This window comes from Pseudomonas sp. GW823-FHT03E05 (genome assembly GCF_058796855.1).
Genome location: NZ_JBXAJB010000005.1, coordinates 584,715 through 608,846 on the forward strand (window position 1 = coordinate 584,715; position 24,132 = coordinate 608,846).

Here is a 24,132-nt window from a genome sequence, read left to right on the forward strand (position 1 = left end):
CCCGCAACCCCTGGACCCCCATGAACTGATGAAATGGCTGGCGGCCCTGCGCCGGGCCACCCAGCCCACTGCCAAAAACGCCCCTGTGTAGGCGCCGGCTCCTACGGTTTTTTCCGGCGCAATAAAAAACGCCGACGCTGCGCTAGCCGTCGGCGTTTAAACCTTGAAGGGGTTTGTCGCGTCAGTAGCCTAGTTCATCAGAACGCCGGCAGTACTGCGCCGCTGTATTTTTTCTCGATGAAGGCTTTGACTTCCGGGCTGGTCAGGGCCTTGGCCAACTTCTGGATGGCCGGGCTGTCCTTGTTGTCCGGGCGGGCCACCAGGTAGTTCACGTAAGGCGAATCGGAACCTTCGATGATCAGCGCATCCTTCGCCGGGTTCAGGCCGGCTTCCAGGGCGTAGTTGGTGTTGATCATGTCCAGGTCAACCTGGTCCAGGACCCGCGGCAGCATGGCCGACTCAAGTTCCTTGAACTTGAAGTTGTGCGGGTTCTTGGCGATGTCCTTGGGCGTGGCCACGGCGTTCTTCGGGTCCTTGAGCTCGATCAGGCCGGCCTTCTGCAGCAGGATCAGGGCGCGGCCACTGTTGCTGCCTTCGTTGGGGATGGCGATGGTTGCGCCATCTTTCAGCTCGGCCAGGGTCTTGACCTTCTTCGAGTAACCGCCGAAAGGTTCGACGTGCACGCCGATCACGGTTTCCAGGTGGGTGCCTTTGCCTTCGTTGAAGCTTTTCAGGTAGGGCAGGGTCTGGAAGTAGTTGGCGTCCAGGCGCTTCTGGTCGACCTGCACGTTGGGCTGCACGTAGTCGGTGAAGACCTTGATTTCCAGGTCCACGCCTTCCTTGGCCAGGGTCGGCTTGATCAGCTCGAGGATCTCGGCGTGGGGCACTGGGGTCGCAGCGACCACCAGCTTCTCGCCAGCCTGGGCGATACCTGCGCTCAGGGCTGCCGCCAGTGCGGTGAACAACAGAACTTTTTTCATGCAAGGTCCTTAGGTGTCGAGGTCGACGACGGCTTCAAATAGGGAACTGATTGAGGTGCCAGTGAAGTGCCACTGCTGGCGTGAGGCGGACAATACCGAGATTTTTTATTCCCGAACAATATCTTTTTCGCAAGAACTTATAACTTTTTTACGGGTACAAAATGGATAGCTGGCTAGCCTGCCGGTACGTCTCGTTGCTCCGTTACACAACGCCTGCGATCTATCGATTACCGACTTCAATGGCAACCTTGGTAATGACCGACGTCAGTGCCTTCTCCAGTGCACCATCACCCTCCAGGCTGGCGTAAATGTCATACCTCACTTCATGCTTCGAGTTCATCCAGCGCAACCCGGTCTTCCTGACTCCGCCCACTACTTTTTCCGACGTTTTCACCAAGGGCTTACCGAGGTCTTGAGGCTTGGCGTAATCATCGTCGTAAACAACTACACGCTGCGACAGCTCACGTTCATAGTGGGACTCGTAGGTGACAACATAGTCAGCACCGCACGAATAAAGTGACATGACACCGTTCAAACCGCCTTCCTTCATCTCGACACCGGAGGGGGCTTCTTTGGAAAACTGACATCCCAATTTTTCAATTGCCGCTCTCGACTCCGATTTGAACCTGACTGCTTTAGATAGCCTTTTATCGGTCTTCTGAGCGAGTGTGACCATCGAACTGAATTGCTCGAAGCTTGGAAAGCTCGATCTTTTCTCAGGCTCAATTCGGGATGAGGCGGGTCTCTTGTTGATGATACTTTGAATATGTGCGTTACCACTTAGAGGGTGAATTTCCAACTCCGCAATTGCCGAGAATGAAACAAGCAACATGCTTATGCAGATCATCGACAAGCGCATCATCACCACTCCGTCAGATTGCAAGAGGTCGTGTAGGTTTCGAGGCAGGGCGAACCGTCAGCTACGCTTGGAGACCAGCCAGGAGTACAGACATTGACAAGCAGATGATCCTGTTGAGCGCTGTAGTCAGGATCGCCATATTTCCCGTCCGCATAATGGAAACCGTAGACTTCCCAATCCATGCCACAAAATCCGCAACCTGCATAAGACCGCCAGGTACTGTCGGATTTATCGTAAAACTCCCTGTAACTGCCATCCACAGTGTTGTATTGCACAGACGATGTTTCTAATTTCCATGTACGTATCGTGTCCCAACTGACTGACTCGTTGAAACCGAAACAGTTGGCACGAGAAAACATCGCCAGTTCAGTGAGATACGCATAGGCGTTGGGGGTCAGAGCAGATAGAAAAATGACCGCACAAGATACTCTTCTCATAAAAATCCCTTTAATGCTTGAAGCAGATTTCCTTTTCGAAGAAGTTAATGCAAATCATTTGCATGTACAACCATTGCTTTTGCAATAACTCTCGTGCTCGCTCCGCTCTACAATCCCAACCGCTGCGCAACCTTCTCCAGCACAGCCTTCAACCTTCCGCGCTCACTCTCACTTCCCCGCAGCAACACCTCTATTTGCCGCTCCAACTCACTCAGCGGTGACACTTTTTCCGGCAGGTTGAGGTGCTCGGGCAGTATCTCCTCGCCGCTGCTGACCAGCAGCGCAAAGTGGATGACGTTCTCCAGCTCCCGGGTGTTGCCCGGCCAGCTGTGGCGATTCAGGGCCTGCTGCGCGGCTTCGCTGATCAGCGGCACCGGCAGGTCCAGGCGCTGGCTGTAGATGCCGAGGAAGTATTCGGCCAGGGACTCGATGTCTCCCACCCGTTCCCGCAGCGCCGGCAGTTCCAGCTGGCCTTCGCTGAGGTAGCGATACAGGCGCTCGTGAAACTTGCCCGCCGCCACCGCCTGGGCCAGGTCGATGCTGGTGGCCGCCACCAGGCGTACGTCCACCGGGCTCGGTTGCTGGGCGCCGACCCGGGTCACTTCGTGGTTCTCCAGGGCGGCCAGCAGCTTGGTCTGGATCGGCAGCGGCAGGTCGCCGATTTCATCCAGGTACAGGGTCCCGCCGTTGGCCGAGCCGAACCAGCCGGCGCGGCTGCTGGCCGAACCGCTGAAACTGCCGGCGGCATAACCGAACAGTTCGGCGTCGGCGTAGGTCGGGCTGATGGCGCCGCAGTTCACCGAGACGAACAGGCCACTGCGATCGCTGGCACGGTGGATGTGCCGGGCCAGCAGCTCCTTGCCGGTGCCGGTTTCGCCACGGATCAGTACCGAAACCGAACGCGGCGCCAGTTGCTCCAGCTCTTCGCGCAACTGCCGCGAGCGCGGGTCGACGAACACCAGCGCCTTGGCGCGGATGCTCAGGGGGCTTTTCTCGGCATCGGGGAAGGTCAGCAACGGCTGACCGAATGGGGTATGGGCACTCATGGCAGGCTCCCGCCCCAGACCGCCGGGGGACGGGGCGTTTAAACGAAAAAAGGACGATCAGGCACGACGCAGGGCGTGTTGTTCCATGCGGTTCTGCAAGCGGTACAGATAGGCGAAACCCTGCTCCCAGCGATGGTGGCCGGACTTGACGTTGATATGGCCGGCGCCGGCCAGGATCCCGGCTTCGGCGCCCCAGTCACGGGCCAGCTCCAGGGCCCGCGGCGCGCTCACGGCACTGTCGTTATCCGAGCTGACCACTTGGCTGGGGAACGGCAGCAGGTGCCGGGGGATCGGCGCGAAATTGCGCAGCGCCGGGGCACAGGCCGGGCGCTCGACGTCCGCCGGGGCCACCAGCAACGCACCGCGCACCTGGCGCAGGGCCGCTACGGGCGCGCGCGCGGCCCAATGAGCCACGGTAATGCAACCCAGGCTGTGGGCAATCAGAATCACCGGAGTGTCGTCGGCGGCAATGGCCTCGGCCAGGGCCGCCACCCAATCTTCGCGGCGCGGCGTCAGCCAGTCGGCCTGCTCCACCCGCGCGCTGTTGGGCAGGCTGTTCTGCCAGTGGGTTTGCCAATGATCTTCTGGCGATCCTTGCCAGCCCGGCACAATCAAGTAGCGAATGGATTCGTTGCGCATGGGGAACTCTCCTGCTGCGTGTCTGTTCCCGGACGAGTATAGGGAGGGGATTTATATTCGTTAAGGAATAAGAAGCTATTTATTAATTCCTTAAACGAATATAAAACTTCCCCCCCCGGCCTCCGTAGGAGCCGGCTTGCCGGCGAAGAGGCCCGCAAGCCTTGCACCGCGCTCAAGGACGCCTTCGCTGGCAAGCCAGCGCCTACGGCTGGCGCGATTTCGGTGGGGGCCTTGCGGGGGCTTTTCGCCAGGCAAAAAAAAGGCCGCACCCTGCCAAGGAGACGGCCTGAAAAGTCGTGGCGTTGTTGCTCGGTCTCAGCGCGCGGTAATCACCGACAGTTTGGTGATGCCCGCACGCTCGATGGACGCCATGGCCCGGGCCACTTCGCCGTAGTTGACGCCATCGTCGGCCTGCAGCTGGACCCGCACTTGCGGGTCCTTGGCCTTGGCCGCTTGCAAGTTGGTTTCCAGCAGGTCCGGCTGGATCTCGTCCTTGTTGATAAAGAGTTTGCCGGCACCGTCGATGCTCACCACCAGCGGGTCTTTCTGCTCCACCGGGGCCACGGCCTCGGTCTTGGGCAGGTTGATCGGAATGGCGTTGGTCAGCAGCGGCGCGGTGACGATGAACACCACCAGCAGCACCAGCATCACGTCCACCAGCGGTGTGACGTTGATCTCACTCAGCACTTCATCGCTGTCTTGGGTGGAAAAGGCCATGTCAGGACGCCTCCTTCACTTTTTGCGGGCTGCCCTGGGCCGCGGCCTTGTGCACGCTCGGGTGGATCAGCACGCGGAAGGAGTTCTTCTGCGCCAGGCTGTAGAAGTCGTGGGCGAAGTCGTCCAGGTCCGCGGCCGTGAGCTTCAGGCGCCGCAGGAAGTAGTTGTAGACCAGCACCGCCGGCACTGCGACGGCGATCCCCACCCCCGTCGCCACCAGGGCTGCGCCAATGGGACCGGCCACGGTTTCCAGGCTCGCCGAACCAGCAGCGCTGATGCCTTTCAAGGCTTCCATGATCCCCCACACGGTGCCGAACAGGCCGATGAAGGGCGAGGTGCTGCCGATACTGGCAACCACCGCCAGGCCGGTTTCCAGGGAACGACGCTCACGCACGATCTGCTGGCGCAGGGCACGTTCGAGACGGTCCTGGTGGTTGATTGCCTGGCTCAGGTCCGCCGCGTGGGGCGCTTCGCCAACCTGGATCGCCGCATAGCCGGCCTGGGCCACCCGGGCCGCCGCGCCGGGCTGGGTTTCACTCAACGAGGCAGCGGAGTCGAGGCTGGACGCTGCCCAGAACTGATTGTGGAACTTGCGATCCTGGGACTTGAGGCGGGCGAACTGCACGCCCTTGACCAGGGCCAGGCCCCAAGTGGCGACGGAGAAGACCACCAACAGCCAGATCACCGCGCTTTCGATGGATTCCAGTGGAGATGCCAGTAACGTCATGATGTGTTCCCTCTGTGTAAGCGTTTAGCGCGTGTTGGTTGATCGGCCTTGCGGCTCAATGAATCTTGAAATCTATGGGTACGCTGACCCAGCCGTCCTGGGCCACGTCGCCCTGCTTGGCCGGGACGAAACTCCAGCGCTTGACCGCGGCCAGGGCGGCGTCATCGAGTTGCTGGCGACCACTGCTCTTCTGGATCTGGATCTCGCCCGGCTTGCCGCTGGCCAGTACATGCACCCGCAGCAGCACCGTGCCTTCCCAACCGCGACGCTGGGCCAGCGACGGATATTCCGGCGCCGGGTTCTTCAAGTACGCGGCATTCGCCGAAGCCGGGGTCACGGGCGCCGGGGCCGGTGGAGCGGGCGGAGCCGGAGCGGCTACCGGGGCCGCGGGCTGTGGCGGCGCCGGAGTCTGCTGCACCGGTTTGGGCGCAGGTTTCGGCTCGGGCTTGGGCACCGGCTTGGGTTTGGGTTTGGGCACCGGCTTGGGCGGTGGCGGCTTCACGGCCAGCTCGTCCTCCACCGGAGGTGGCGGCTCCACCACCGGCTGTACCGGCTGTGGCGGTGGGGGCTCGACCACCGGCGGCGCCGGGCGCGAGAACTCGATGGTCATGGGCGGGATTTCCGGCGGTACGATCGGCAGCACCGGGGTAGGCTTCTGGCTCAGCCAGTAGATCACTGCCGCGTGCAGTACCAGGGCCGCGGCGCCGAGGATGATGGCCTCACGGCGACGCAATATCCCCTTGGGCGTGCGTTGCAAACGCAATTGGCCCAGCGGCAAGCGGTGAGGCCGGCCGAGGTCGACCAACTCGCCGCTCGGTGCCTGGCGCCACAGCACCTCGTGTGCACTGGCGGCGGTCTGGACATTGCCCATGGATTCACTCCCTACGATCTTTTGAAAAACCCGGCACCGGCGTTTGAACTGCCCCCACGCAACGGTGCCGCGGGGTCAATGATCAGTGCCTCGTGCTTATCTCTTAAAGTAATCTTTCAAGTTATAGATAGATCGAAATCGAATACATGATTTCGCGAAAAAGCCCCAGGCCCCGTGGTTCAAGGGCTGCAGCCAAGAGGGAAAAACACCATGCCTTGCGGGCATCGAAAATATTCCCGCAAAGCATCGAAACAAGACGCTTGGCGGGGGATGGAACAGCTCTCCAAGCAGCAGCGCCCCCTCAAGATCAGCCCTTGCGCTGCTTGAACAATCTTGTGAAGGGGCATTCCAGGGCCGCTGGGGCACTGTGCTACCGGCATGAGGCGACGAGATCCCGGCGGCCGCCTGTTATCGAACGCGCGACGGCTAGACGAAGCTGTTCCGCAACTCGCCCCCCGGATGATCGGCCTGTACAGCCCTGGTGCAGACGAACCTGGCCAACCAGCAGACAGTCATCGCCTGGCCACTTGCGGCTTGACGCTTGCCACTGCCCGCAACTGTTCCTGTAGCTCCTTGCCGGCCCGGCTCAAGCCACTGCCGGCGTACAACGCCAGGCGCACGCCCTGGATGTCCGGCAAACCGCTGTCGGCGTCGAGCACGCGATGCCCCTTGCCCAGCACCCGTACCGGCAACAGGCTGATGCCCAGGCCCGCCGCCACCGCCGAACAGACGCTGGCCAGGCTGGCGCTGGAATAGGCGATGCGCCACGGCCAGCCTCCGACCTCCAGGTGATGGAGCATTTCCTGGCGGTACAGGCCGCCCACCGGGAACGCCACCAAAGGCAGCGGATCGCGGCCAAAGGCGGGCTGGCGAACGCTATCGACCCAGCACAGCGGCTCGGGCCAGGAGTCCACGCAGTCATCGCTGTGGCCCATCTGCTTGACCAGCAGCAGGTCGAACTCACCCCGCCGGTACTGGCGCAACAGCTCAGGGCCCAGGCCGCTGCTGACCTCCAGGCGCACTGCCGGGTAGTCCAGGCCAAAGCGCGAGAGCATGGGCATCAGGCGCTCGGCGGCGAAATCTTCCGGCACCCCGAGGCGCAGGACTTCTTCGCCGCGCTGGTTGACCAGCATATCGCTGGCCTCTTCATGCAGCGCCAGGATGCGCCGGGCGTAGGCCAGCAGCCGCTCGCCCTCCACCGTGGCCACCACCCGGCGCTGGTCACGGTCCAGCAACTGGCAGCCCAGGCTCTCTTCCAGGCGCCGCACCTGCTGGCTCACAGTGGACTGGGTGAGGTGCAGGCGCTCGGCGGCGCGGGTGAAGTTCTGGCTGTCGGCGACCGCGACAAAACTGCGTAACAACACCGGATCCAACATGTTGACCTACCATCCTGACTGCCACTGATTGGCATGATTATATTTAATTTCAGAATACCCAGGGCCGTCACCATACTTCCCTTTCATCAGCCGGAACGGGAGGTTCTCATGCAACTCAAGCGTTTTCTCAAACGCGGCCTGATCGCCGCCGGCCTGTTCACTGCGGGGGTGGTCATGGCCAGCGATGGCGCGTTGCTGGAAGCGGTACGCAAGGGGCAACTGCAACAGGTGCAACAGTTGCTTGAGCAAGGCGCGGCACTCGATGGCCGTGGCCTGGACGGCAGCAGCCCGCTGCTGGTGGCCACCCGGGACAACCGCATCGACATCGCCCGGGCGCTGATCGAGGCCGGGGCCGACGTCAACCGCAAGAACCTGATCCAGGACAGCCCCTACCTGCTGGCCGGCGCCAGCGGTCACAACGAAATCCTCAAGCTGACCCTGGCCCACGGCGCCGACCTCAAGAGCACCAACCGCTACGGCGGCACCGCGCTGATCCCGGCCTGCGAACGCGGCCACGTGGAAACCGTGCGCCTGCTGATCGAGGCCGGCGTCGAGCTGGACCACGTCAACCACCTGGGCTGGACCTGCCTGATGGAAGCCATAGTGCTGTCCGACGGCGGCCCGGCGCACCAACAGATCGTCGCCCAACTGATTGCCGCCGGCGCCAACCTGAACCTGCCGGACCGTGCCGGCCTCAGCCCGTTGCAACAGGCCGAGCGCCGTGGCCAGGGCGCCATCGCCAAGCTGCTGCGCGATGCCGGCGCTGCCTGAGCCCGCCCCTCTTTTGAAGGAACCTTGCATGCACGACGATCAACACTACCTGCAACAGGCCGTGGCACTGGCCCGGCGCAATGTCGAACAGGGCGGCCGCCCGTTCGGCGCATTGCTGGTGCGCAACGGCCGGGTACTGGCCGAGGCGGTGAATGAAATCCACCTCAGCCAGGACCCCACCGCCCACGCCGAGATGCTGGCCATCCGCGCCGCCAGCAGGCAATTGGGCCCGCGCCTGGATGATTGCGTGATCTACGCCAGCGGCCAGCCCTGCCCCATGTGCCTGGCCGCCATGTACCTGTGCGGCGTGTCCCGCGCGGTATTCGCTGCCAGCAATGAACAAGCTGAGCCGTTCGGCCTGTCCACCGCGGCCATCTACCAGCAACTGAGCAAGCCCCTGGAAGCCCAGCGCCTGCCGGTGATGCACCTGCCCCAGGCAGCGATGAGCGCCCTCTACCAGGATTGGCAGGAGCGTCATGCAGCGAACTGAATCCACCTTCCAGCGCTGGGCCGGCTGGGCCCTGCTGGTGTGCCTGGGGCTGAACCTGCGGCCGATCCTCAGCTCGGTCAGCCCGCTGCTCAACGAGATCCGCGGCGCCACCGGCATGAGCTTCCAGAGCAGCGCCTGGCTCACCAGCCTGCCGGTGATCTGCATGGGCCTGGTGGCCTTGCTCGGTGTACGCATCGAAGCCCGCCTGGGCGAGCGTCGGGGCGTTTCCCTGGGCTTGCTGCTGGTGCTGCTGGCCTGCCTGGTGCGGCTGTTCTTCGGCCAGGCCGCGGCCTTGCTCGCCACCGCCCTGCTCGGCGGCGCCGGGGTGGCCTTGATCCAGGCCCTGGTGCCGGCGTTGATCAAGCGCCAGTTCCAGCACCGGGTGGCCCTGGCCATGGGCGTCTACTCGGCCTCGCTGATGGGCGGTGGCGGCATTGCCGCCCTGCTCAGTCCGCAGGTGGCCAGCCACTTCGCCAACTGGCAGGCGGGGCTTGGCGTCTGGCTGCTACCGGCGATGGCGGCGCTGCTGCTCTGGGCCTGCCTGCCCCTGGGGGCCGGCCGCCGCAACGGCAGCCCGGCTCCCCTGGCCGGGCTCTGGAACAACCGCCGCGCCTGGCTGCTGGCGTTGTATTTCGGCCTGGTGAACTGCGGCTACATGAGCATGGTCGCCTGGCTGCCGGCCTACTACCTGCAGATGGGCTGGAGCGCCAGCCAGAGCGGTTCGCTGCTGGCCTTCATGACCCTGTTCCAAGTCAGCGCCGCCCTGCTGATGCCGGCCCTGGCCCAACGCAGCAGCGACCGCCGCCCGCTGCTGGGCATCAGCCTCGCGGCCCAGGCCGCGGGTTTTCTCGGGCTGGTGCTGTGGCCCTTGCAGAGCCCGCACCTGTGGGTGGCGCTGATCGGCTTCGGCCTCGGAGCGTGCTTTGCCCTGAGCCTGATCCTCACCCTGGATCACCGGCGCGACCCTCGGGAAGCCGGGCAACTGGCGGCTTTTGTCCAGGGCGTGGGCTTTCTGATCAACGCCGTTTCGCCATGGCTCAGCGGCTGGCTGCGGCAAGTCACCGGCAGCTTTGTCAGCGCCTGGTGGGTGCTGATCGTGGGTGTCCTGGCGATGCTGCTCCTGACCCGGATCTTCAGCCCCGCCAGCTATCAGGCCCGGGCCCAGCTCGATACCGCGCCCCAACCGGCCTGACACCGGCCCTCCAACCCACCGCCTGCCAGCACGGCAGGCGGCGTTCTTCATGTCGCCACAGCACCACTATCCTTCTCGACCGGCTAAGATCGGCCGCCAACGCCTCTCGCGACAACAGGCACACACTCAACTCAGGACACAGGAATAGCGATGGACGCCGCAACGATCGGCCGCTGGGTAAGCAGCCTGGGGCTCAGCCATGAAGAACTGATCGCCCGGGGAGAGCGCATCGAGACCCCGACGGACAAGATCTACGACGAATTCGATTGGCTGACCGTGATCGTCGAGCCCGGCCTGATGCTGGACTTCTGGGAAGACAGCCTGGCCCTGGAAAAGGTATTGATCGAACTCATGCCCCTTGAACAGGGGCGCTCCTTCTACAGGGGCGAGCTGCCCGCCCCGTTCTCGCGCAGCATGACCCACGCCGACATCCGCAACCTGCTGGGTACGCCCCTGCGATCGGGGGAGCGCAGGCCATCAGCAGATGGGCAATACACGCTCAACGCCTGGGAGAGCTACCGCCTGCCGGAGCACCTGCATCCCGGTGCGCGGGTTGGGTTCGTCTATAGCGCCGACCGGCAGATCAAGGTCCTGTCGTTCGACTTGCTGGAGCCGCAGCGCGACTGATTCGGCCACACAGAATGGCTCGTGGAAACTCGCGGCGATCCGCCAGGCATCAGAGGACCGGCGCGAGATCGCCAAGCAAGGCCCTGCAGTCCCTTTCGCGGCCTCGCAGGCTCGGCAGCGGCGACGGGAAACGTGGAGGACGACAGAGATAGGCCGGCAGGCAGGCCGCCGGCAGATTTTGATCTTGCTCTGGCTTTTGATCTTCCTGCCCCCTTAGACACGATGGCCGAGCCTAGGCGAGGCACCGAGTGGAGGGGCAGGAGCCTTTGGTTACTTTGGGCTGGCCGGCATTCCGGGCTTCAAAGTGACTCGCTGCAAGAGCGAAACCATAAGTGGCCGTGACCGCAGCAATGGATAGGTACACCAATAAGACCCCAACCTCAGGTTTTACGGCCACTACGCGCCCGAGCGGGAACAAGCTCCCTCGCCACAGCATGATTCCTGGCCTGGAGTCGTGACGATTATTGAAAATAAATTATTGTAATTCGATAATTTTTTATCAATAATTTGCCACCCCCAAAGTTTTGCAAGGAATAACGCATGAACTCCCAAATCAACGGCTCGGCCCAGTACCGCTTACGACGGGTCGGCCTGCTGGCCGCGATCCTGGCCTGGGTCATGGGCGTGGTGGAGCTGGGCGGCAATGCCGGGCTCTGGATCTACAGCAAGGACCAGGTCCTGGGCGCCCTGCTCGGCGTATTCGCCGAACACTCGCCGCGCCTGCTGGAAGCGGACTTCAAGCTCTCGTCGCTGAGCTTCGCCCTGCTGGTGATCCTCGACTTCCTGCCACTGCTGCTGTCGAGCTTCGCCCTGTACCTGACCGGCGTGTTCTTCCTGCGCCTGTCCCGTGGCGAAACCTGGAGCGATCGCAACATCCGCATCCTCTGGCGCGTGGGCATGCTGTGGATAGTCGCCCCGGCCACGTTCCCGATGATGGAAACCCTGCAAGGCCTGGCCCTGTCCATCGACCTGCCGCCCGGCCAGCGCATCCTGCAGATTTCCGCGGGCTTCTCGTCCTACGCGGCCTACGAGGTGGTCAAAGGAATCTTGCTCTGCTCGTTTTCCATTATCATGCGCGACGCCAAAGTCCTCAGTGATGAGCACAGTCACTACATATAGAACAATGAGATGACCATTATCGTTCGGCTTGACGTTGTCATGGCTAAAAACAAGATTCGCTCGAAAGAGTTGGCCGCCATCCTGGGCATTACCGAGGCCAATCTGTCGTTGCTGAAAAATGGCAAGGTCAAGGGGATGAAAATCGAGACCCTGGACAAACTCTGCGCCGCACTCGACTGCCAGCCCGGCGACCTGCTGGAATATCAGGCCACCGAGCCCGCGTGACACCCCCGCGTTTGTTTGATCCGAGTCCCGATCGTTAAAGCCTTACCACTCCTCACGTTGCACATTGGCTTATTCATGACTCGCTACCTGCTCTGCCCGCTGCTTTTGCTCGCCTGCCTTTTGACCGGCTGCGCCAACAAACTCGAAGTGGCGATTGCCGCCACTCCGGCCCCGGACTACTACTTCGACCCTCAGGCCCCGGTGCTGGTAAGCATCAACGGAGCCAACGATGCCCACGGCCTCAACGCCAGCTACTACCTGCGCGACATGGTCGCCGCCCTGCATGGCATGGGTTTCAAGCAGGTCTACACCGATACGTCGCTGCCCAAGAACCATCCGCCGTTCCGAATGAACTTCACCCTCGACGTGGGCAGCGAAAAGGTCAGCTACCGCTACACCGCCACCGACTACGGCCAGGTGCCCAGCAGCACCAAGACGGTGTGCAAGCAGAGCACCCATAAAGACAAGAACCTGGTGTGCAACAGCACCCCGACCACCACCTGGGGCCCGGTGGGTTCCTCGGAGCGCACCGGCTACACCACCCTCAGTACCTTCAACATCAAGGCCAAGGACGAACAGAGCAGGCGCACGGTATTCCTGCTGCGGGCCTCGTCCTATAACGAGGACTGCCAGGACGCCAAGGTCGAGGATTTCCTGGTGCAGGAAAGCCTGGACAACCTGGACTTCCGCAACCGGGTGCAGCGCAAATACACCGTCACCCTGCCCGAAGGCCATAGCTGCAAATAAGCGCCTACCACGCACCGGGCGACACGCCTACAATCGCCCCTCGACGCCCGCCCGATCCTCCATCGGGCGGGCGCGGTCCCTCAACGACAAGGCGCATGTCGAGCATGACCCTGGATTGGAATGCCTGGGAAATAGAACCCGGATCTATCGTGGACGAACAGCTGATCGCCCAGGTGCAGCATCGCCTCGGCGTCGAGTTTCCGTCGCTGTACCTGGAGCTGGTGCAGTACGCCGAGGCCGCCACGCCGGGGATCGGCGGCTTCGCCTATGACGGCGGCTACACCTGCATCAGCGAGTTCTTCGAATTCGGCCTGAGCAGCCAGCCCTGGACCCTGCTCTGGTACGCCAGCCCTGGCCGTGTGCCGGGGCTCGCCGCAGGCTGCCTGCCGATTGCCCGGGATGCCGGCGGCCTGCTGATCTGCCTGGACTTCAACAGCCCGGCCGTGGCGGTGGAAATCTTCGATCCCGAGAGCGCCAGCCGTTACCCGGTGGCCGCCGATTTCAAGGCCTTTGTCGAGCTGTGGCAGCCATGAAGTGGATAGTCGTGCCCACCAGCAAAGACGCCCAGCAACGCCTGGACCTGGACCAGTGCCTACCGGGCGACCTGGAAGAACTGGCGCTGTCCCCGGAGCAGTGGGCAACCCTGTCCCGCAGCGACCTGCTGCCCAGCTTGAACCGTGCCCTGGGCACCCTGATCGATGACTACGAGGACGCGTCGATCCAGGGCCAGGCCGCCCTGGCCACGGCCCTGTCGATCCTGACCCGGGCCGCTACGGCGCAAGACGAACTGCTCCCCAAGCTGATCGCCTTGAATCGTCTGGCCCTGGAACGCGACACCGGCCTGTTTTTCTACTTCTGAGGCCATCCCCAGGGCTGCTCCCGCACCTGATTTGTGGCGAGGCCGCCCGCCCCCGGGAACCTGCTCAAATCCCCGCCTGTTTGAGCCCCGAGTCCGGCACGCTCACTGCCGTTTCCGAACGCGGCGTGCCCTGGGGCACCCAGTCGTAACTCACCGGCAGAGCCCGGTACACCCAGTTGCTGATGGCCTCGCTGCCCGGTGCCTTGCCCAGATAGGGGCTGACGTATTCCCAGACGATTTCACCGCCGGCCGTCACCTGGAAGAAGCGCCCGTTCATGCCTTCGTCGATCAGGGTATTGCCGTTGGGCAGGCGCCGCGCACTGCTGATGAACGAGCTGTAGAAAGCCCAGCCCGGCTGCCGGGAACTGGCGGCGCTGTACTGCCAGACGATCTGGTTCTTGATCGGGTCGATCTCCAGCACCCGGGAGCCGGCGATCAGCCCCAGGGGCACCGAGGGGTAACCGGCGGTGCCCTGGTTGTCGAACACCAGCAGATGCCCGGCCCCTGGCAAGCCGGCGGGAATGATGTGGGCATCATGCTGGCCGACGAACTGGTCCACCGGGCGCGGCACCTTGGCGGCGGTCTTCGGGTTGATCGGCGACAGGTTCGGCCCCAGGCGCCAGACCACCTTGCCGCTGTGCTTGTCGAGGATGGCGATGAAATTGGCGTTGCGCGAGTCGATCAGCAGGTTGTCCGGGGCGAAGCGTTTATCACCGGCGTCGAACCACTGGTTGGGGCCCACCACGCTGAGGTTGTTGATGTGCAGGTAGTCCGGGTTGTCGGTGCCGTACACCAGCTTCAGTTGCGCCGGGGTAAAGCCGAATTCCTTAAGGTGTTCGGAGGCCAGCCACTGCCATTTGACCTGGCCCTCGGGGCTGACTTCATAGATCGCGTCGTCGATCACCTGGGGCACCTTGAACCCCGCCACCTTGTGCACCTTGTTGGCCAGCACCAGGGTGTTGCCGTTGCTCAGCCGGCGCTGGTCATGATGCTGCTGGGCCGCACCGCCCGGGGCCTGGTCGCCCCACTGCCAGACCAGCTTGCCGTTCCAGTCCAGCTCGCCGACGCTCTGGTTGCCCAGGCCGTTGCCCGCCGAACCCAGGGGCCCGGGCTCCTTGTCCTTGAGCTGCAACAGCACCCGGCCACGCTCGCCGCCCACCAGTTGCGGGTCGATGATGGCCGAGGGGAAACCGGCCTGGGGCCAGTTCTTCACTTCGTTGCCGTTCATGTCGATCAGGTGGGTCTGCTTATCGGCACCACTGAAGATCACGTACTGGTTATAGGCCCTGGCCGGATCGTAGCGAGTGACGCCGGTGGGGTAGACGCTGGGCGCGGCCTGCACCGCCGAGGCCAGCAGGGCGGTGGACAGCAGCAGGGGCAAAGCGGTGGTGAGGCGCAACATGACAAGCACTCCTGTTCAAGTCGAAAGGCGCCGGAGAACCCGGCGCAAGGTGCGAAAAGCCGGGTATCAGAAATCGTAGCGACCGGTCACGCCCAAGGTCCGCGGGGTGCCCAGGAGGCCTTCGTAACCGCCGTTGCCGCCGGTCCAGAGGGTGGTGTAGTAGGTCTTGTCGAAGGCGTTCTTCAGCCACAGCGAAACGTCCCACTGGCCCTGCTCGTAGTTGCCGCGCAAGCCGGTGGAAAGGTTGACCACGGCGTAGCTGGGGATCTGCCCGTACTCGGAATCCTCCACGGTGCCCACCGCCTTGGAACGGAATGCATAGCTGGCGGTGACGTACTCTTCCAGGCCGTTGTCCAGGTTCCACTTGTATTCGCCGTTGGCGTTGCCGATCCATTTCGAGGCGCCCACCACCTGGTGGCCGCTGAGATCGCACGAGGCCGGGGCACCGGGGCGCAGGCTGACTTCCGGCGGGCACGGCGCATCCTTGTAGGAGAGGTAGCGCACGTCGTTGTAGGAACCGTTGAGGTTCAGGGTCAGGCCACGGATCGGCACCAGGGTGCTTTCCACTTCCACCCCGCGCGAGCGCACCGAACCGGCGTTGGTCAGGTACTGCACGCGGTTGACGTCGTCGTAGGCGTTGGTCTGGTAGCCGTTGACCTGGGTCCAGAACAGGTTGGCGTTGAGTTGCAGGCGGCGGTCCCACAGGGTGCTCTTGAAACCCAGCTCGGCGTTGTTGGCGCGCTCGGTGCCGATCAGCAGCGAATCGGCCCCGGCGGTAGGCGCCGACCCCACCGTCAGGTTGACCCCACCGGACTTCTCGCCGTGGGACAGGGTGGCGTAGCCCAGCAGGTCGTCGGTGATGCGGTAGCTGAGGTTGAGCAGGCCCGAGGGGCTGGTGCTGTACTGGTTGAGGTCGCCGGAGTCATAGGCTCCGGTGCGCCCGCGCCGCGCGTTGGCGGCGGCGCCGGCCACCGCCACGCCGCCCAGCGGGGCGTTGCGGGTCACCCAGGCGCTTTTCTCCTCGTAGGTGCCGCGCAGGCCGGCGGTGAAATCCAGGCGCTCGGTGAGGTGCCAGGTGCCCTGGGCAAACAGGGCGAAACTGTTGGTCTGGATATGCCCGTTGCCGATGCTGGTGACGTTGCTCAGGGCGCCGGCCGGGGTGCCATTCCAGATGTCCGCCTTGGGCCCGTAATAGGCGAAGGATTTGTTGTCCAGGTCGGAGCCGAAGTAGTAGGCGCCCAGCACGTAGTCGAAGAAGCCGCCGGTGGGCGAGGCCAGGCGAAATTCCTGGGACCACTGCTTGTCTTGCACCGAAACCCCGGCGTTGTAGCTGGCCGGAACGTTGAGGCCATCGTCGTTGCGCGGGGTGAAATTCCACCAGCGGTAGGAGCTGACCGAGGTCAGGGTGAAGTCGCTGGGCAGGGTCCAGTTGGCCTCAAGCGAAGTGCCGCCCTGGAACACCGTCACGTGCTGGTCGTTGTCCAGGTTGACCTTGCGGTGCGAACCATTGACCAGGGTCGCGCCGGCCGCCGCCGCGCGCGACTCGTAGACATTGGTGCCGTTGATGGTCGGGCCGGTGCTGTACAGCACTCGGGTGCCGGCGCTGGAATCCTCTTCGTTGTAGTCGCCGATCCAGCGCAGGTTGAAGCTCTCATTGGGCTTGTACAGCAACTGCCCGCGAAAGCCCTGGCGTGAGCCGCCATTGAGGTCGTGGCCGTCGAATTCGTTCTTGATGTCGCCGTCGCTGCGGGTGCGGTAGGCGGAAAAACGCCCCGCCAGCTCATCGGTCAGCGGCCCGGAAATCGTGCCCTTGGTCTGGAAGTATCCATCCTCGCCGAGGGAGGTTTCGATGCTGCGCTCCGGGGTGAAGCTCGGCGCCCGGGTGCTGATGTTGATCACCCCGGCGGTGGTGTTCTTGCCGAACAGGGTGCCCTGGGGGCCGCGCAGCACTTCCAGCTGCTCGATGTCCATCAGGTCGAACACCGCCATCCCCGGCCTTCCGAGGTAGACGTTGTCGATGTACAGCCCGACGCTGCCTTCCAGGCCGTCGCTGGCCGGGTTGTTGCCCAGGCCACGGATCGACACGCTGGACTGGCGCGCATGCATGTAGGCGACGTTGACGCTGGGCACCAGTTGCTGCAGATCCTGGATGCGGTACACCCGCTGGCTCTCCAGGGCCTGGCCGCTGACCACGCTCATGGGGGTGGGCACGCTCTGGGAGCTTTCCTCGCGGCGGCGGGCGGTCACGGTCACCGTCTGCAACTGGCCGTCATCGGCCTTGGCCTTGCTGGCGCTGCTCTTGGCCGGCGCGGTGTCTGGCGCCGGAGCGTCTTCGGCCCAGGTCGGTGTCCAACTGGCACTGCCGGCCAGCAACAGCGCCAGGGGCAGGCGCTTGAGCCGCCGGGGCGAGAGGGGTGAAGCGAGGGACAACGGGCTCATGGGCGGCTCCTGGTCAGAAAATATACAGCCTTGTATATTCCTTAAAGTTATTTATTTATGTTTTTACAAAGATTTACTGCATAAGAGATTGCCTTTATAAGGAGTCGACCTAATGCATAGCCAATGCATTTCCCCGATATTTTTTATGTGAAAAATGCATATCGACCTGCGCCAGCTCCGCCACTTCATCGCCCTCGCCGAACAGCGCAGCTTTGTCGCGGCCGCAGCGGCGGTGAACCTCTCGCAATCGGCCTTCAGCCGCAGCATCCAGGCCCTGGAACACAGCGTCGGCTGCCAGCTGGTGGATCGCGGGCGCAAGGACCTGGCGCCGACCAAGCAGGGCCAGTTGCTGCTGGAGCACGCGCGCCGGCTGGTCAGCGGCGCCCAGCAGATGGCCAACGAGATCAGCCAGTTCAATGGGCTGGAAGCGGGAGAGTTGCGCTTCGGCTGTGGCCCGGCGCCAGCCGCAGGGCTAATCCCCCGGGCCATCGGCAGCTTTATCGGGCGTTATCCCAAGGCCCGGGTGCAGTTCCAGGTGGATGACTGGCAAAGCCTGAGCAAGCGCCTGCTCAGCGAAGAGTTCGAATTCTTCGTTGCCGACACCCGGCACTTCGAGGCCGATCCGGACTACCTGACCCAGCGCCTGCGCCCGCGCAAATGGCATTTCTGCTGCCGCGCCGGACACCCCCTGGCCCAGCGCGAAAGTGTCAGCGCCAGCGAACTGTTGAGCTACCCACTGGCGGTGACCATCCGTCCGCCCAACCTGCGCAAGGTCATTGTCGATCTGAGCGGCAAGCCGGACTTCACGCCCAATGTGGAATGCGAAAACAGCTACAGCCTGCTGGGGGTGGTCATGCGCTCGGACGCCATCGGCATCGTCGGTTCCTACAGCGACGCGTTGCACAACGCCAAGGGCGAGCTGGTGTGCCTGAAGATCGACGGCCTGGCCGACGACCTGGAAGAGCTCTACACCCGCTACGGCATCGTCAGCCGCGCCGGCTATCGCCTGTCGCCTTTGGCCGCGGCGATGATCGAAGAAATCAAGCGCATCGACGAACAGGACGAGGACGTGTGCAGCCTGGACAACCTGGCGGTCTGAGCCACCTGCATGCTCTCACCGTAGGAGCCGGCTTGCCGGCGAAGAGGCCCTTGAGCCTTGCAGCGCTCTCAGGGACGCCTTCGCTGGCAAGCCAGCTCCTACAAGACCCTGCCGTCCGCACACGGCGTGGGAGGGCCGGTCGGCATTGCATGAAACGCATCGAAACTATTCGGCAAATGCGCTTGCCGGAAGCCCCCGCCGGAGGCGAAAAACCTCGCCTGTCTTCCCCTTGGTGAACCCCATGTCCAATACCCATCCGCCCGTGCGCAACGTGCTCTACATCATGTGCGACCAGCTGCGCCGGGATTACCTCTCGTGCTACGGCCACCCGCACCTGCATACCCCGAACATCGACCGCCTGGCCAACGCCGGGGTGCGCTTCAGCCGCGCCTACACCCAGGGCACCATCTGCGGCCCGTCGCGCATGTCGGCCTACACCGGGCGCTACGTCAGCAGCCACCAGGTGGCCTGGAACGCCGTGCCCCTGCCCCTTGAAGAACTGACCCTGGGGGACTACCTGCGGCCCCACGGCATCCGCACCGCGCTGGTGGGCAAGACCCACGCCACGCCCAACCTCGACGCCCTGCAACGCCTGGCCATCGACCCCGAAAGTGCCCAGGCCGAGGTACTCAACGAAGTCGGCTTCGAGCCCTATTTCCGCCATGACGGCATCTACCCCGACGACCCGGTATTCGACGACAAGCGCGAATCGGCGCCCTACACACACTACCTGCGCGACCTCGGCTACCAAGGGCGCAACCCCTGGCACGACTGGGCCAACGCCGGGGCCGGCGAGCAGGGGCAAATCCGCAGCGGCTGGAAAATGCGCAACGCCCACCTGCCGGCCCGGGTCGCGCAAGAGCACTCGGAAACCGTCTACACCACCGACCGCGCCATCGACTTCATCAGCGAACAAGGCGAGCAGCCCTGGTGCCTGCACCTGTCCTACATCAAGCCCCACTGGCCCTATATCGCGCCTGCCCCGTACCACGCACTGTATGGCCCCGAGCAGGTGATCCCGGCGGTGCGCGCCGCGCCAGGGCAGCTCAGCGATCACCCGGTCTACGCCGCCTTCCGCCAGCATGAAGAGAGCCTGAATTTTTCCCGGGATGAGGTGCGCCTGAACGTGGTGCCCACCTACATGGGCCTGATCAAGCAGGTGGATGACCAGCTCGGCCGGCTGTTTGACTTCCTGCAGAGCAACGGCCGCTGGGACGACACCCTGATCGTCTTCACCAGCGACCACGGCGACTTCCTTGGCGACCACTACCTGGGGGAAAAGGAATTTCTGCTGGAACCGGCGGTGGGCGTGCCGCTGATCGTCCGCGACCCGCGCACGGCGGCAGACAGCAGCCGCGGCACCGTGGACGAACGCCTGGTGGAAACCATCGACGCCCTGCCGACCTTTCTCGAGGCCCTGGGCCTGCCAGGGGCCGAGCATCGCCTGGAAGGCCGCTCGCTGATCCCCCTGCTGCACGGCGCCGAACCGGCCTGGCGCCGCTACGCCATCAGCGAATACGACTACGCCTTCCAGGCCCCGGCGCGGGAGCGCCTGGGCCAGCCCATCGACCGCTGCCGCATGACCATGGTGCGCAGCGAGCGCTGGAAGTACCTGGCCTACGATGGCTTGCGCCCGCAGTTGTTCGACCTGCACAACGACCCCCAGGAGTTGCACGACCTGGGGGCCGATCCGGCCTATGCCGCGGTGCGCGAAGAACACCTGGGATATGTACTGGAATGGCTGCGCGGCCTGAAACGCCGTACCACCATCAGCCATCAAGAAATCGACCTGCGCGGCCAGCGTTTTCGCTACGGCGAGCCGGAAAGCGAAAAGCTGGTACAGATCGGCGTGTGGTAGCCCCACCCGTACCTGCACCTTCCCCCGTAGGAGCCGGCTTGCCGGCGAAGAGGCCCTTGGACATTGCAGCACTCTCAGGGGCGCCTTCGCTGGCAAGCCGGCGCCTACAGCGGGCAGGTTCATCGCGTAAATTCCTGTAGGAGCCGGCTTGCCGGCGAAGAGGCCCTCAAGTCTTGCAGTGCTCTCGAGGGCGCCTTCGCTGGCAAGCCAGCTCCTACAGTGGGCAGGTTCATCGGGTAAATGCCCGTAGGGGCTTGAGGGGGCGGGTCAGAGGCCTTTGGTGGTCTGGCTGCGCTGGCCGTGGACGCCCACCGGGACGTCGCCCTTGAGGGTCACGCGGCGCACGATGCGGTCCTGGGTGCCGTAGTCGTCCACGGCATAGTGCTGGGTCGAGCGGTTGTCCCAGATCGCTACGTCCCCTGCGCTCCAGCGCCAGCGCACGGTGTTTTCCAGACGGGTGACGTGGCTTTGCAGCAAGCCGAACAGATGCGCCGAGTCCGCCTGGGAATAGCCCTTGATGCGCTTCACGAAGTGCCCCAGTACCAGGCTCTTTTCACCGCTCTCGGGGTGCACGCGAACGATCGGGTGCTCGGTCTCGAACACCGTGGAGGTGAACACCTTGCGGTAACGCTCCAGCTTCTCCGCCGAAACGTCCGGCTTGGCCCCGGCGTAGTCATATTCATTGCTGTGCACCGCCCAGAGCTTGTCCGCCAGCTCCCGCAGTTCCGCCGACAGTTCGTTGTAGGCCGTGGCGGTGTTGGCCCAGACGGTGTCGCCACCGGAGGCCGGGGCCACCACCGAGCGCAGGATCGAGGCCTTGGGGTAGGCGTCGACGAAGGTCACGTCGGTGTGCCAGGAGTTGGCCCGCTGGCCCTGGGCGCCATCCAGCTCCATCAGGTAGCGGGTGCCGTCGCGTACCGGCACGGTGGGGTGGGCCACCGGTTCGCCCAGCGGGTGCGAGAAGGCTTCCTGGCTCTGGTCGTCGAGGTGGGTCTGGCCACGGAAGAAAATCACCTTGTACTGCACCAGCGCTTGCCGGATCGCTTCCACGGTGGCGGCGTCGAGATCGCCGGACAGTTGCACGCCACGGATCTCGGCGCCGATACGGCCGGCCACCGGGTGAATATCAAGGGCATGAACAGCAGGTTGAACGGCTAAGGCGGCATTGCTCATCAGGTACACCCTCATCGGACTGCTTACGGTGGAACCGCCGCGAAACAACGCTCTATCTATATTCAATTTAGATCTAATAGATAACTGCATGCTTCGTTGACGGAATAAGAGCTTGCATTTAAAACCTCATTCCTCACTCGTCGCAAATGCCTTCGAGCTATTTTTCGGATGCCGGGAAAGCATATGGATCTTCGCCAATTGCGTTACTTCATCGCCCTCAATGAACACCGCAGTTTTGTCCGCGCCGCCGACGCCATGGGCATCACCCAGCCGGCCTTCAGCCGCAGTATCCAGGGCCTGGAGCAGGAGTTCGGCTGCGTGCTGGTGGACCGTGGCAACAAGGATCTGCGCCCCACCCCGGAAGGCCAGGTGGTGCTGCAGCACGCCTTGAGCCTGGTGCAGGGGGCGGCCTTGCTCAGCAGCGAAGTGACCCAGATGACCAAGCTCGACGCCGGCGAAGTGCGCTTCGGCTGCGGCCCGGCCCCGGCGGTGAAGTTGGTGCCCGATGCGGTGGCGCAATTCACCAGTGCCCACCCGAAGGTGCGCACCTGCTTTGCCGTGGACAACTGGGAAAAACTCAGCCGCAGCCTGAACCGCGAAGAGATCGAATTCTTTATTGCCGACATCCGCCATTTCGAGGCCGACCCGAACTACCAGACCCAGCCCCTGACGCCCAAGCGCGGGGTGTTCTTCTGCCGCCCCGGGCACCCGCTGCTGGCCAAGGAGAGCCTGTCCACCAACGACATGTTCGATTACCCCCTGGCCACCACCCTGATCCCCCCGGGGATTCGCAAGCTGCTGGCCAACCTCAGCGGGCGCATCGATTTTTCCCCGACCATCGAGACCGAGCACTTTCCGGCGCTGGTGAAGATCGTCCGCCAGTCCAATGCCATCGGTGTGGGCACCGCCGAGGCCTTTGCCGAAGACATCGCCCAGGGTTCGCTGGCGCTGCTGCACTGGCGCAACCTGCCGCAGAACATCGACAGCCTGAATGCGCGTTGCGGCATCGTCAGCCGCAGCGGTTTTCGCCTGTCGCCGGCGGCGCGCAAGATGATCGAAGTGCTGGTGGCGGTCGACCAGCAAACCCACAGCATCGCCGTCTGACCCTGTAGCCGCTGCCGAAGGCTGCGAACGACGACACAGTCGGCGCAAGACGGCACCCGGCTCCTCCAGGTAGACCGCGTTGCCGGCACTGGCGGCCCCTACGGTGCCGAACGCAGCCTGCGGCAGCGGCTACAGGGGTTCAGGAAGGGGTTTACAGGCCGGCAGCGGCCAACTGCGGGGCGACCCAGGCATCCACCTTGAACGGCTTGCGAATCAAGCGTTCCTTGGCCGCCAGGTCTACCGAATCCTGCAGTTTGCCGAGGAACACCGGGTCCAGGGTCGAGGGGAAGATCTCGCTCAGGCGCTGGTCCTTGAGGTCATCCTGCAAGATCACCGGCGGGTAGCTGGCCAGCCCCGAAACCAGCTGGATGTAGGCTTCCTTGTTGCTGTCCTGGGTCAGCCACTCTACGGCCTGCTGCTGGGCCTTGAGCAGTTTTGCCACGGCCTCGGGATGTTCGTCGACAAACTTGCCGGCGCCCACCAGCACGCTCTGCACGCTGCCGGCGCCGCCCAGGTCCTTGGTGCTCAGGGGCAGTTCGGCCAGGCCTTTGCTGCGCAGGGCCGAGAGCCCGGTGCTGCCCCAGGAGGCGTCGATCTGCTTGGCCGCCAATGCAGCCACCGCCGCGTTGAAGTCAAGGTTGACCACCTTCAGGTCCTTCTCGCTCAGGCCCCGGCTGGCCAGGGCCGCGTCGAACGACAGCTGGGTGGCGGTGCCACGGAACACTGCCACGCGCTTGCCCTTGAGGTCTTCCAGGGTCTTGATCCCGGAACCCGGCACCACCCCCAGATAGTGCTTGACCCCACGGGCCGAGGCGCTGAGCAGGCGGGTATCCAGGCCGTTGGACTTGCCGATGATGGCGGCCAGGTCCCCCAGGTACGCCAGGTCCACCTGGCCGTTGGCGAAGGCCTCGTTGATCACCGGGCCTGCGCCTTTGAAGAAATTCCACTGGATCTTGATGCCCTGGTCGGCGAAGGCCTTTTCAAAGATCTGTTGCTGGCGCAGCACATCCACCACCCCACCGCCGCTGTGCTGGGTGCCGGCACTGAGGTCGGGCACGGCAATGCGGATTTCCTTGAGTTCGTCGGCCTGGGCCAGCAGCGGCAGGCAGCCCAGGAGCCCCGCCAGGGCCGGGGCGGCGAACAGGCTGATGACGCGTTTGAAGGGAAGGTTCATGGGTGCGGCTCCTGGTGGCAAAGGCTGAGAGGAGCAAAAGGTAGGCACGGAATCGTTCAACATTTAAATACTATAAATTCACATTTTAATAACCATATCGAATAAATCAGCTGCCACGGGCGTCCCCGGGGATATGCATGAAATGCATGAAAAATATTCTTCAAATGCATTGGATGCGTGTCGGCGAGAAGCCTTAAATGG

Annotated in this window: 25 protein-coding genes; 12 read left to right on the top strand and 13 right to left on the bottom strand. The window is 63.6% G+C overall.

Translation table 11 applies throughout. The features are described 5' to 3' along the window. Nucleotides 1–197: 197 nt before the first annotated feature. The 9 genes from AC1RCO_RS23005 to AC1RCO_RS23045 form a co-directional block, all read right to left on the bottom strand. Nucleotides 198–980, bottom strand: coding sequence for a MetQ/NlpA family ABC transporter substrate-binding protein (locus tag AC1RCO_RS23005; RefSeq protein ID WP_011058610.1), 783 nt, complete (start codon nucleotides 978–980; stop codon nucleotides 198–200). 220 nt (nucleotides 981–1,200) lie between these two features. Then, complete coding sequence (locus tag AC1RCO_RS23010; RefSeq protein WP_401333624.1) at nucleotides 1,201–1,842, bottom strand: hypothetical protein; 642 nt, start codon at nucleotides 1,840–1,842, stop codon at nucleotides 1,201–1,203. Beyond that, nucleotides 1,842–2,276 carry a hypothetical protein gene (locus tag AC1RCO_RS23015; protein WP_146042000.1) on the bottom strand — a complete coding sequence of 145 codons (435 nt, stop codon included), beginning with the start codon at nucleotides 2,274–2,276 and terminating at the stop codon, nucleotides 1,842–1,844. Before AC1RCO_RS23015 ends, AC1RCO_RS23010 begins: the two co-directional genes overlap by 1 nt. Before the next feature lie 107 nt (nucleotides 2,277–2,383). Beyond that, nucleotides 2,384–3,322 carry a sigma 54-interacting transcriptional regulator gene (locus AC1RCO_RS23020; protein ID WP_103290577.1) on the bottom strand — a complete coding sequence of 313 codons (939 nt, stop codon included), beginning with the start codon at nucleotides 3,320–3,322 and terminating at the stop codon, nucleotides 2,384–2,386. A gap of 57 nt (nucleotides 3,323–3,379) precedes the next feature. Then, nucleotides 3,380–3,961: an alpha/beta hydrolase gene (locus AC1RCO_RS23025; protein WP_011058608.1), complete on the bottom strand. Its 582-nt coding sequence runs from the start codon at nucleotides 3,959–3,961 to the stop codon at nucleotides 3,380–3,382. 315 nt (nucleotides 3,962–4,276) lie between these two features. After that, nucleotides 4,277–4,678, bottom strand: coding sequence for an ExbD/TolR family protein (locus AC1RCO_RS23030; RefSeq protein WP_011058607.1), 402 nt, complete (start codon nucleotides 4,676–4,678; stop codon nucleotides 4,277–4,279). A 1-nt stretch (nucleotide 4,679) separates the two neighbouring features. Continuing rightward, nucleotides 4,680–5,405 carry a MotA/TolQ/ExbB proton channel family protein gene (locus tag AC1RCO_RS23035; protein WP_011058606.1) on the bottom strand — a complete coding sequence of 242 codons (726 nt, stop codon included), beginning with the start codon at nucleotides 5,403–5,405 and terminating at the stop codon, nucleotides 4,680–4,682. A 55-nt stretch (nucleotides 5,406–5,460) separates the two neighbouring features. Further along, entirely contained in the window at nucleotides 5,461–6,276 is an 816-nt protein-coding gene (locus tag AC1RCO_RS23040) for an energy transducer TonB (protein ID WP_011058605.1), read from the bottom strand. A 512-nt stretch (nucleotides 6,277–6,788) separates the two neighbouring features. Then, nucleotides 6,789–7,652: a LysR substrate-binding domain-containing protein gene (locus AC1RCO_RS23045; RefSeq protein ID WP_011058604.1), complete on the bottom strand. Its 864-nt coding sequence runs from the start codon at nucleotides 7,650–7,652 to the stop codon at nucleotides 6,789–6,791. Nucleotides 7,653–7,760: 108 nt separating this feature from the next. Between AC1RCO_RS23045 and AC1RCO_RS23050 the strand changes: the two genes are divergently transcribed. The 9 genes from AC1RCO_RS23050 (at nucleotide 7,761) to AC1RCO_RS23090 (ending at nucleotide 13,682) form a co-directional block, all read left to right on the top strand. Next, complete coding sequence (locus AC1RCO_RS23050; protein ID WP_065364770.1) at nucleotides 7,761–8,423, top strand: ankyrin repeat domain-containing protein; 663 nt, start codon at nucleotides 7,761–7,763, stop codon at nucleotides 8,421–8,423. 28 nt (nucleotides 8,424–8,451) lie between these two features. Beyond that, entirely contained in the window at nucleotides 8,452–8,913 is a 462-nt protein-coding gene (locus AC1RCO_RS23055) for a nucleoside deaminase (protein ID WP_401333621.1), read from the top strand. Next, the gene (locus tag AC1RCO_RS23060) at nucleotides 8,900–10,105 is read left to right on the top strand and encodes a CynX/NimT family MFS transporter (protein ID WP_011058601.1); all 1,206 of its coding nucleotides are present in this window, start codon (nucleotides 8,900–8,902) and stop codon (nucleotides 10,103–10,105) included. Before AC1RCO_RS23055 ends, AC1RCO_RS23060 begins: the two co-directional genes overlap by 14 nt. Nucleotides 10,106–10,255: 150 nt before the next feature. Continuing rightward, nucleotides 10,256–10,732, top strand: coding sequence for a DUF6392 family protein (locus AC1RCO_RS23065; protein ID WP_015633728.1), 477 nt, complete (start codon nucleotides 10,256–10,258; stop codon nucleotides 10,730–10,732). A gap of 540 nt (nucleotides 10,733–11,272) precedes the next feature. Further along, complete coding sequence (locus AC1RCO_RS23070; RefSeq protein WP_015633727.1) at nucleotides 11,273–11,851, top strand: hypothetical protein; 579 nt, start codon at nucleotides 11,273–11,275, stop codon at nucleotides 11,849–11,851. A 9-nt stretch (nucleotides 11,852–11,860) separates the two neighbouring features. After that, on the top strand, nucleotides 11,861–12,076 hold the full coding sequence (locus AC1RCO_RS23075) for a helix-turn-helix domain-containing protein (protein ID WP_011058598.1): 216 nt from the start codon (nucleotides 11,861–11,863) through the stop codon (nucleotides 12,074–12,076). Nucleotides 12,077–12,151: 75 nt separating this feature from the next. Next, on the top strand, nucleotides 12,152–12,823 hold the full coding sequence (locus AC1RCO_RS23080; RefSeq protein ID WP_047335383.1) for a hypothetical protein: 672 nt from the start codon (nucleotides 12,152–12,154) through the stop codon (nucleotides 12,821–12,823). Nucleotides 12,824–12,918: 95 nt separating this feature from the next. After that, a complete protein-coding gene (locus tag AC1RCO_RS23085) occupies nucleotides 12,919–13,356 on the top strand; it encodes an SMI1/KNR4 family protein (RefSeq protein WP_011058596.1) in 438 nt (145 codons plus the stop codon). Continuing rightward, nucleotides 13,353–13,682, top strand: a complete 330-nt coding sequence (locus tag AC1RCO_RS23090; protein ID WP_236203006.1) for a hypothetical protein — start codon at nucleotides 13,353–13,355, stop codon at nucleotides 13,680–13,682. Before AC1RCO_RS23085 ends, AC1RCO_RS23090 begins: the two co-directional genes overlap by 4 nt. A 64-nt stretch (nucleotides 13,683–13,746) precedes the next feature. Here the strand turns inward: AC1RCO_RS23090 and AC1RCO_RS23095 are convergent, their stop codons facing one another. Together AC1RCO_RS23095 and AC1RCO_RS23100 are read right to left on the bottom strand one after the other, a co-directional pair. Next, nucleotides 13,747–15,084, bottom strand: coding sequence for an aryl-sulfate sulfotransferase (locus AC1RCO_RS23095; RefSeq protein ID WP_011058594.1), 1,338 nt, complete (start codon nucleotides 15,082–15,084; stop codon nucleotides 13,747–13,749). 66 nt (nucleotides 15,085–15,150) lie between these two features. After that, a complete protein-coding gene (locus AC1RCO_RS23100) occupies nucleotides 15,151–17,523 on the bottom strand; it encodes a TonB-dependent receptor (protein ID WP_492618079.1) in 2,373 nt (790 codons plus the stop codon). Between the two features lie 154 nt (nucleotides 17,524–17,677). On the opposite strand from AC1RCO_RS23100, the gene AC1RCO_RS23105 reads away from it, so the two are divergent. Both AC1RCO_RS23105 and AC1RCO_RS23110 read left to right on the top strand, forming a co-directional pair. Then, a complete protein-coding gene (locus AC1RCO_RS23105; protein ID WP_220223527.1) occupies nucleotides 17,678–18,622 on the top strand; it encodes a LysR family transcriptional regulator in 945 nt (314 codons plus the stop codon). Between the two features lie 241 nt (nucleotides 18,623–18,863). Beyond that, nucleotides 18,864–20,480, top strand: coding sequence for an alkaline phosphatase family protein (locus AC1RCO_RS23110; protein ID WP_093407319.1), 1,617 nt, complete (start codon nucleotides 18,864–18,866; stop codon nucleotides 20,478–20,480). 267 nt (nucleotides 20,481–20,747) lie between these two features. On the opposite strand, the gene AC1RCO_RS23115 is transcribed toward AC1RCO_RS23110, so the two are convergent. Further along, nucleotides 20,748–21,653, bottom strand: a complete 906-nt coding sequence (locus AC1RCO_RS23115; protein ID WP_492618080.1) for a TauD/TfdA dioxygenase family protein — start codon at nucleotides 21,651–21,653, stop codon at nucleotides 20,748–20,750. Between the two features lie 183 nt (nucleotides 21,654–21,836). Here AC1RCO_RS23115 and AC1RCO_RS23120 point away from each other — a divergent pair, with 183 nt between their 5' ends. Further along, complete coding sequence (locus AC1RCO_RS23120; protein ID WP_011058589.1) at nucleotides 21,837–22,757, top strand: LysR family transcriptional regulator; 921 nt, start codon at nucleotides 21,837–21,839, stop codon at nucleotides 22,755–22,757. Between the two features lie 151 nt (nucleotides 22,758–22,908). On the opposite strand, the gene AC1RCO_RS23125 is transcribed toward AC1RCO_RS23120, so the two are convergent. Further along, entirely contained in the window at nucleotides 22,909–23,931 is a 1,023-nt protein-coding gene (locus AC1RCO_RS23125; protein WP_041115133.1) for an ABC transporter substrate-binding protein, read from the bottom strand. Nucleotides 23,932–24,132: the final 201 nt, after the last annotated feature.

Bases quoted from the DNA above. Each gene is read 5' to 3' on its own strand.
- AC1RCO_RS23060 (WP_011058601.1), top strand. From the start codon at position 8,900: ATGCAGCGAACTGAATCCACCTTCCAGCGCTGGGCCGGCTGGGCCCTG.
- AC1RCO_RS23005 (WP_011058610.1), bottom strand. From the start codon at position 980: ATGAAAAAAGTTCTGTTGTTCACCGCACTGGCGGCAGCCCTGAGCGCA.
- AC1RCO_RS23030 (WP_011058607.1), bottom strand. From the start codon at position 4,678: ATGGCCTTTTCCACCCAAGACAGCGATGAAGTGCTGAGTGAGATCAAC.
- AC1RCO_RS23100 (WP_492618079.1), bottom strand. From the start codon at position 17,523: ATGAGCCCGTTGTCCCTCGCTTCACCCCTCTCGCCCCGGCGGCTCAAG.
- AC1RCO_RS23065 (WP_015633728.1), top strand. From the start codon at position 10,256: ATGGACGCCGCAACGATCGGCCGCTGGGTAAGCAGCCTGGGGCTCAGC.
- AC1RCO_RS23120 (WP_011058589.1), top strand. From the start codon at position 21,837: ATGGATCTTCGCCAATTGCGTTACTTCATCGCCCTCAATGAACACCGC.
- AC1RCO_RS23075 (WP_011058598.1), top strand. From the start codon at position 11,861: ATGACCATTATCGTTCGGCTTGACGTTGTCATGGCTAAAAACAAGATT.
- AC1RCO_RS23105 (WP_220223527.1), top strand. From the start codon at position 17,678: ATGCATATCGACCTGCGCCAGCTCCGCCACTTCATCGCCCTCGCCGAA.
- AC1RCO_RS23110 (WP_093407319.1), top strand. From the start codon at position 18,864: ATGTCCAATACCCATCCGCCCGTGCGCAACGTGCTCTACATCATGTGC.
- AC1RCO_RS23035 (WP_011058606.1), bottom strand. From the start codon at position 5,405: ATGACGTTACTGGCATCTCCACTGGAATCCATCGAAAGCGCGGTGATC.
- AC1RCO_RS23115 (WP_492618080.1), bottom strand. From the start codon at position 21,653: ATGAGCAATGCCGCCTTAGCCGTTCAACCTGCTGTTCATGCCCTTGAT.
- AC1RCO_RS23015 (WP_146042000.1), bottom strand. From the start codon at position 2,276: ATGAGAAGAGTATCTTGTGCGGTCATTTTTCTATCTGCTCTGACCCCC.
- AC1RCO_RS23040 (WP_011058605.1), bottom strand. From the start codon at position 6,276: ATGGGCAATGTCCAGACCGCCGCCAGTGCACACGAGGTGCTGTGGCGC.
- AC1RCO_RS23070 (WP_015633727.1), top strand. From the start codon at position 11,273: ATGAACTCCCAAATCAACGGCTCGGCCCAGTACCGCTTACGACGGGTC.
- AC1RCO_RS23055 (WP_401333621.1), top strand. From the start codon at position 8,452: ATGCACGACGATCAACACTACCTGCAACAGGCCGTGGCACTGGCCCGG.
- AC1RCO_RS23095 (WP_011058594.1), bottom strand. From the start codon at position 15,084: ATGTTGCGCCTCACCACCGCTTTGCCCCTGCTGCTGTCCACCGCCCTG.
- AC1RCO_RS23010 (WP_401333624.1), bottom strand. From the start codon at position 1,842: ATGATGCGCTTGTCGATGATCTGCATAAGCATGTTGCTTGTTTCATTC.
- AC1RCO_RS23080 (WP_047335383.1), top strand. From the start codon at position 12,152: ATGACTCGCTACCTGCTCTGCCCGCTGCTTTTGCTCGCCTGCCTTTTG.
- AC1RCO_RS23125 (WP_041115133.1), bottom strand. From the start codon at position 23,931: ATGAACCTTCCCTTCAAACGCGTCATCAGCCTGTTCGCCGCCCCGGCC.
- AC1RCO_RS23050 (WP_065364770.1), top strand. From the start codon at position 7,761: ATGCAACTCAAGCGTTTTCTCAAACGCGGCCTGATCGCCGCCGGCCTG.
- AC1RCO_RS23020 (WP_103290577.1), bottom strand. From the start codon at position 3,322: ATGAGTGCCCATACCCCATTCGGTCAGCCGTTGCTGACCTTCCCCGAT.
- AC1RCO_RS23085 (WP_011058596.1), top strand. From the start codon at position 12,919: ATGTCGAGCATGACCCTGGATTGGAATGCCTGGGAAATAGAACCCGGA.
- AC1RCO_RS23045 (WP_011058604.1), bottom strand. From the start codon at position 7,652: ATGTTGGATCCGGTGTTGTTACGCAGTTTTGTCGCGGTCGCCGACAGC.
- AC1RCO_RS23025 (WP_011058608.1), bottom strand. From the start codon at position 3,961: ATGCGCAACGAATCCATTCGCTACTTGATTGTGCCGGGCTGGCAAGGA.
- AC1RCO_RS23090 (WP_236203006.1), top strand. From the start codon at position 13,353: ATGAAGTGGATAGTCGTGCCCACCAGCAAAGACGCCCAGCAACGCCTG.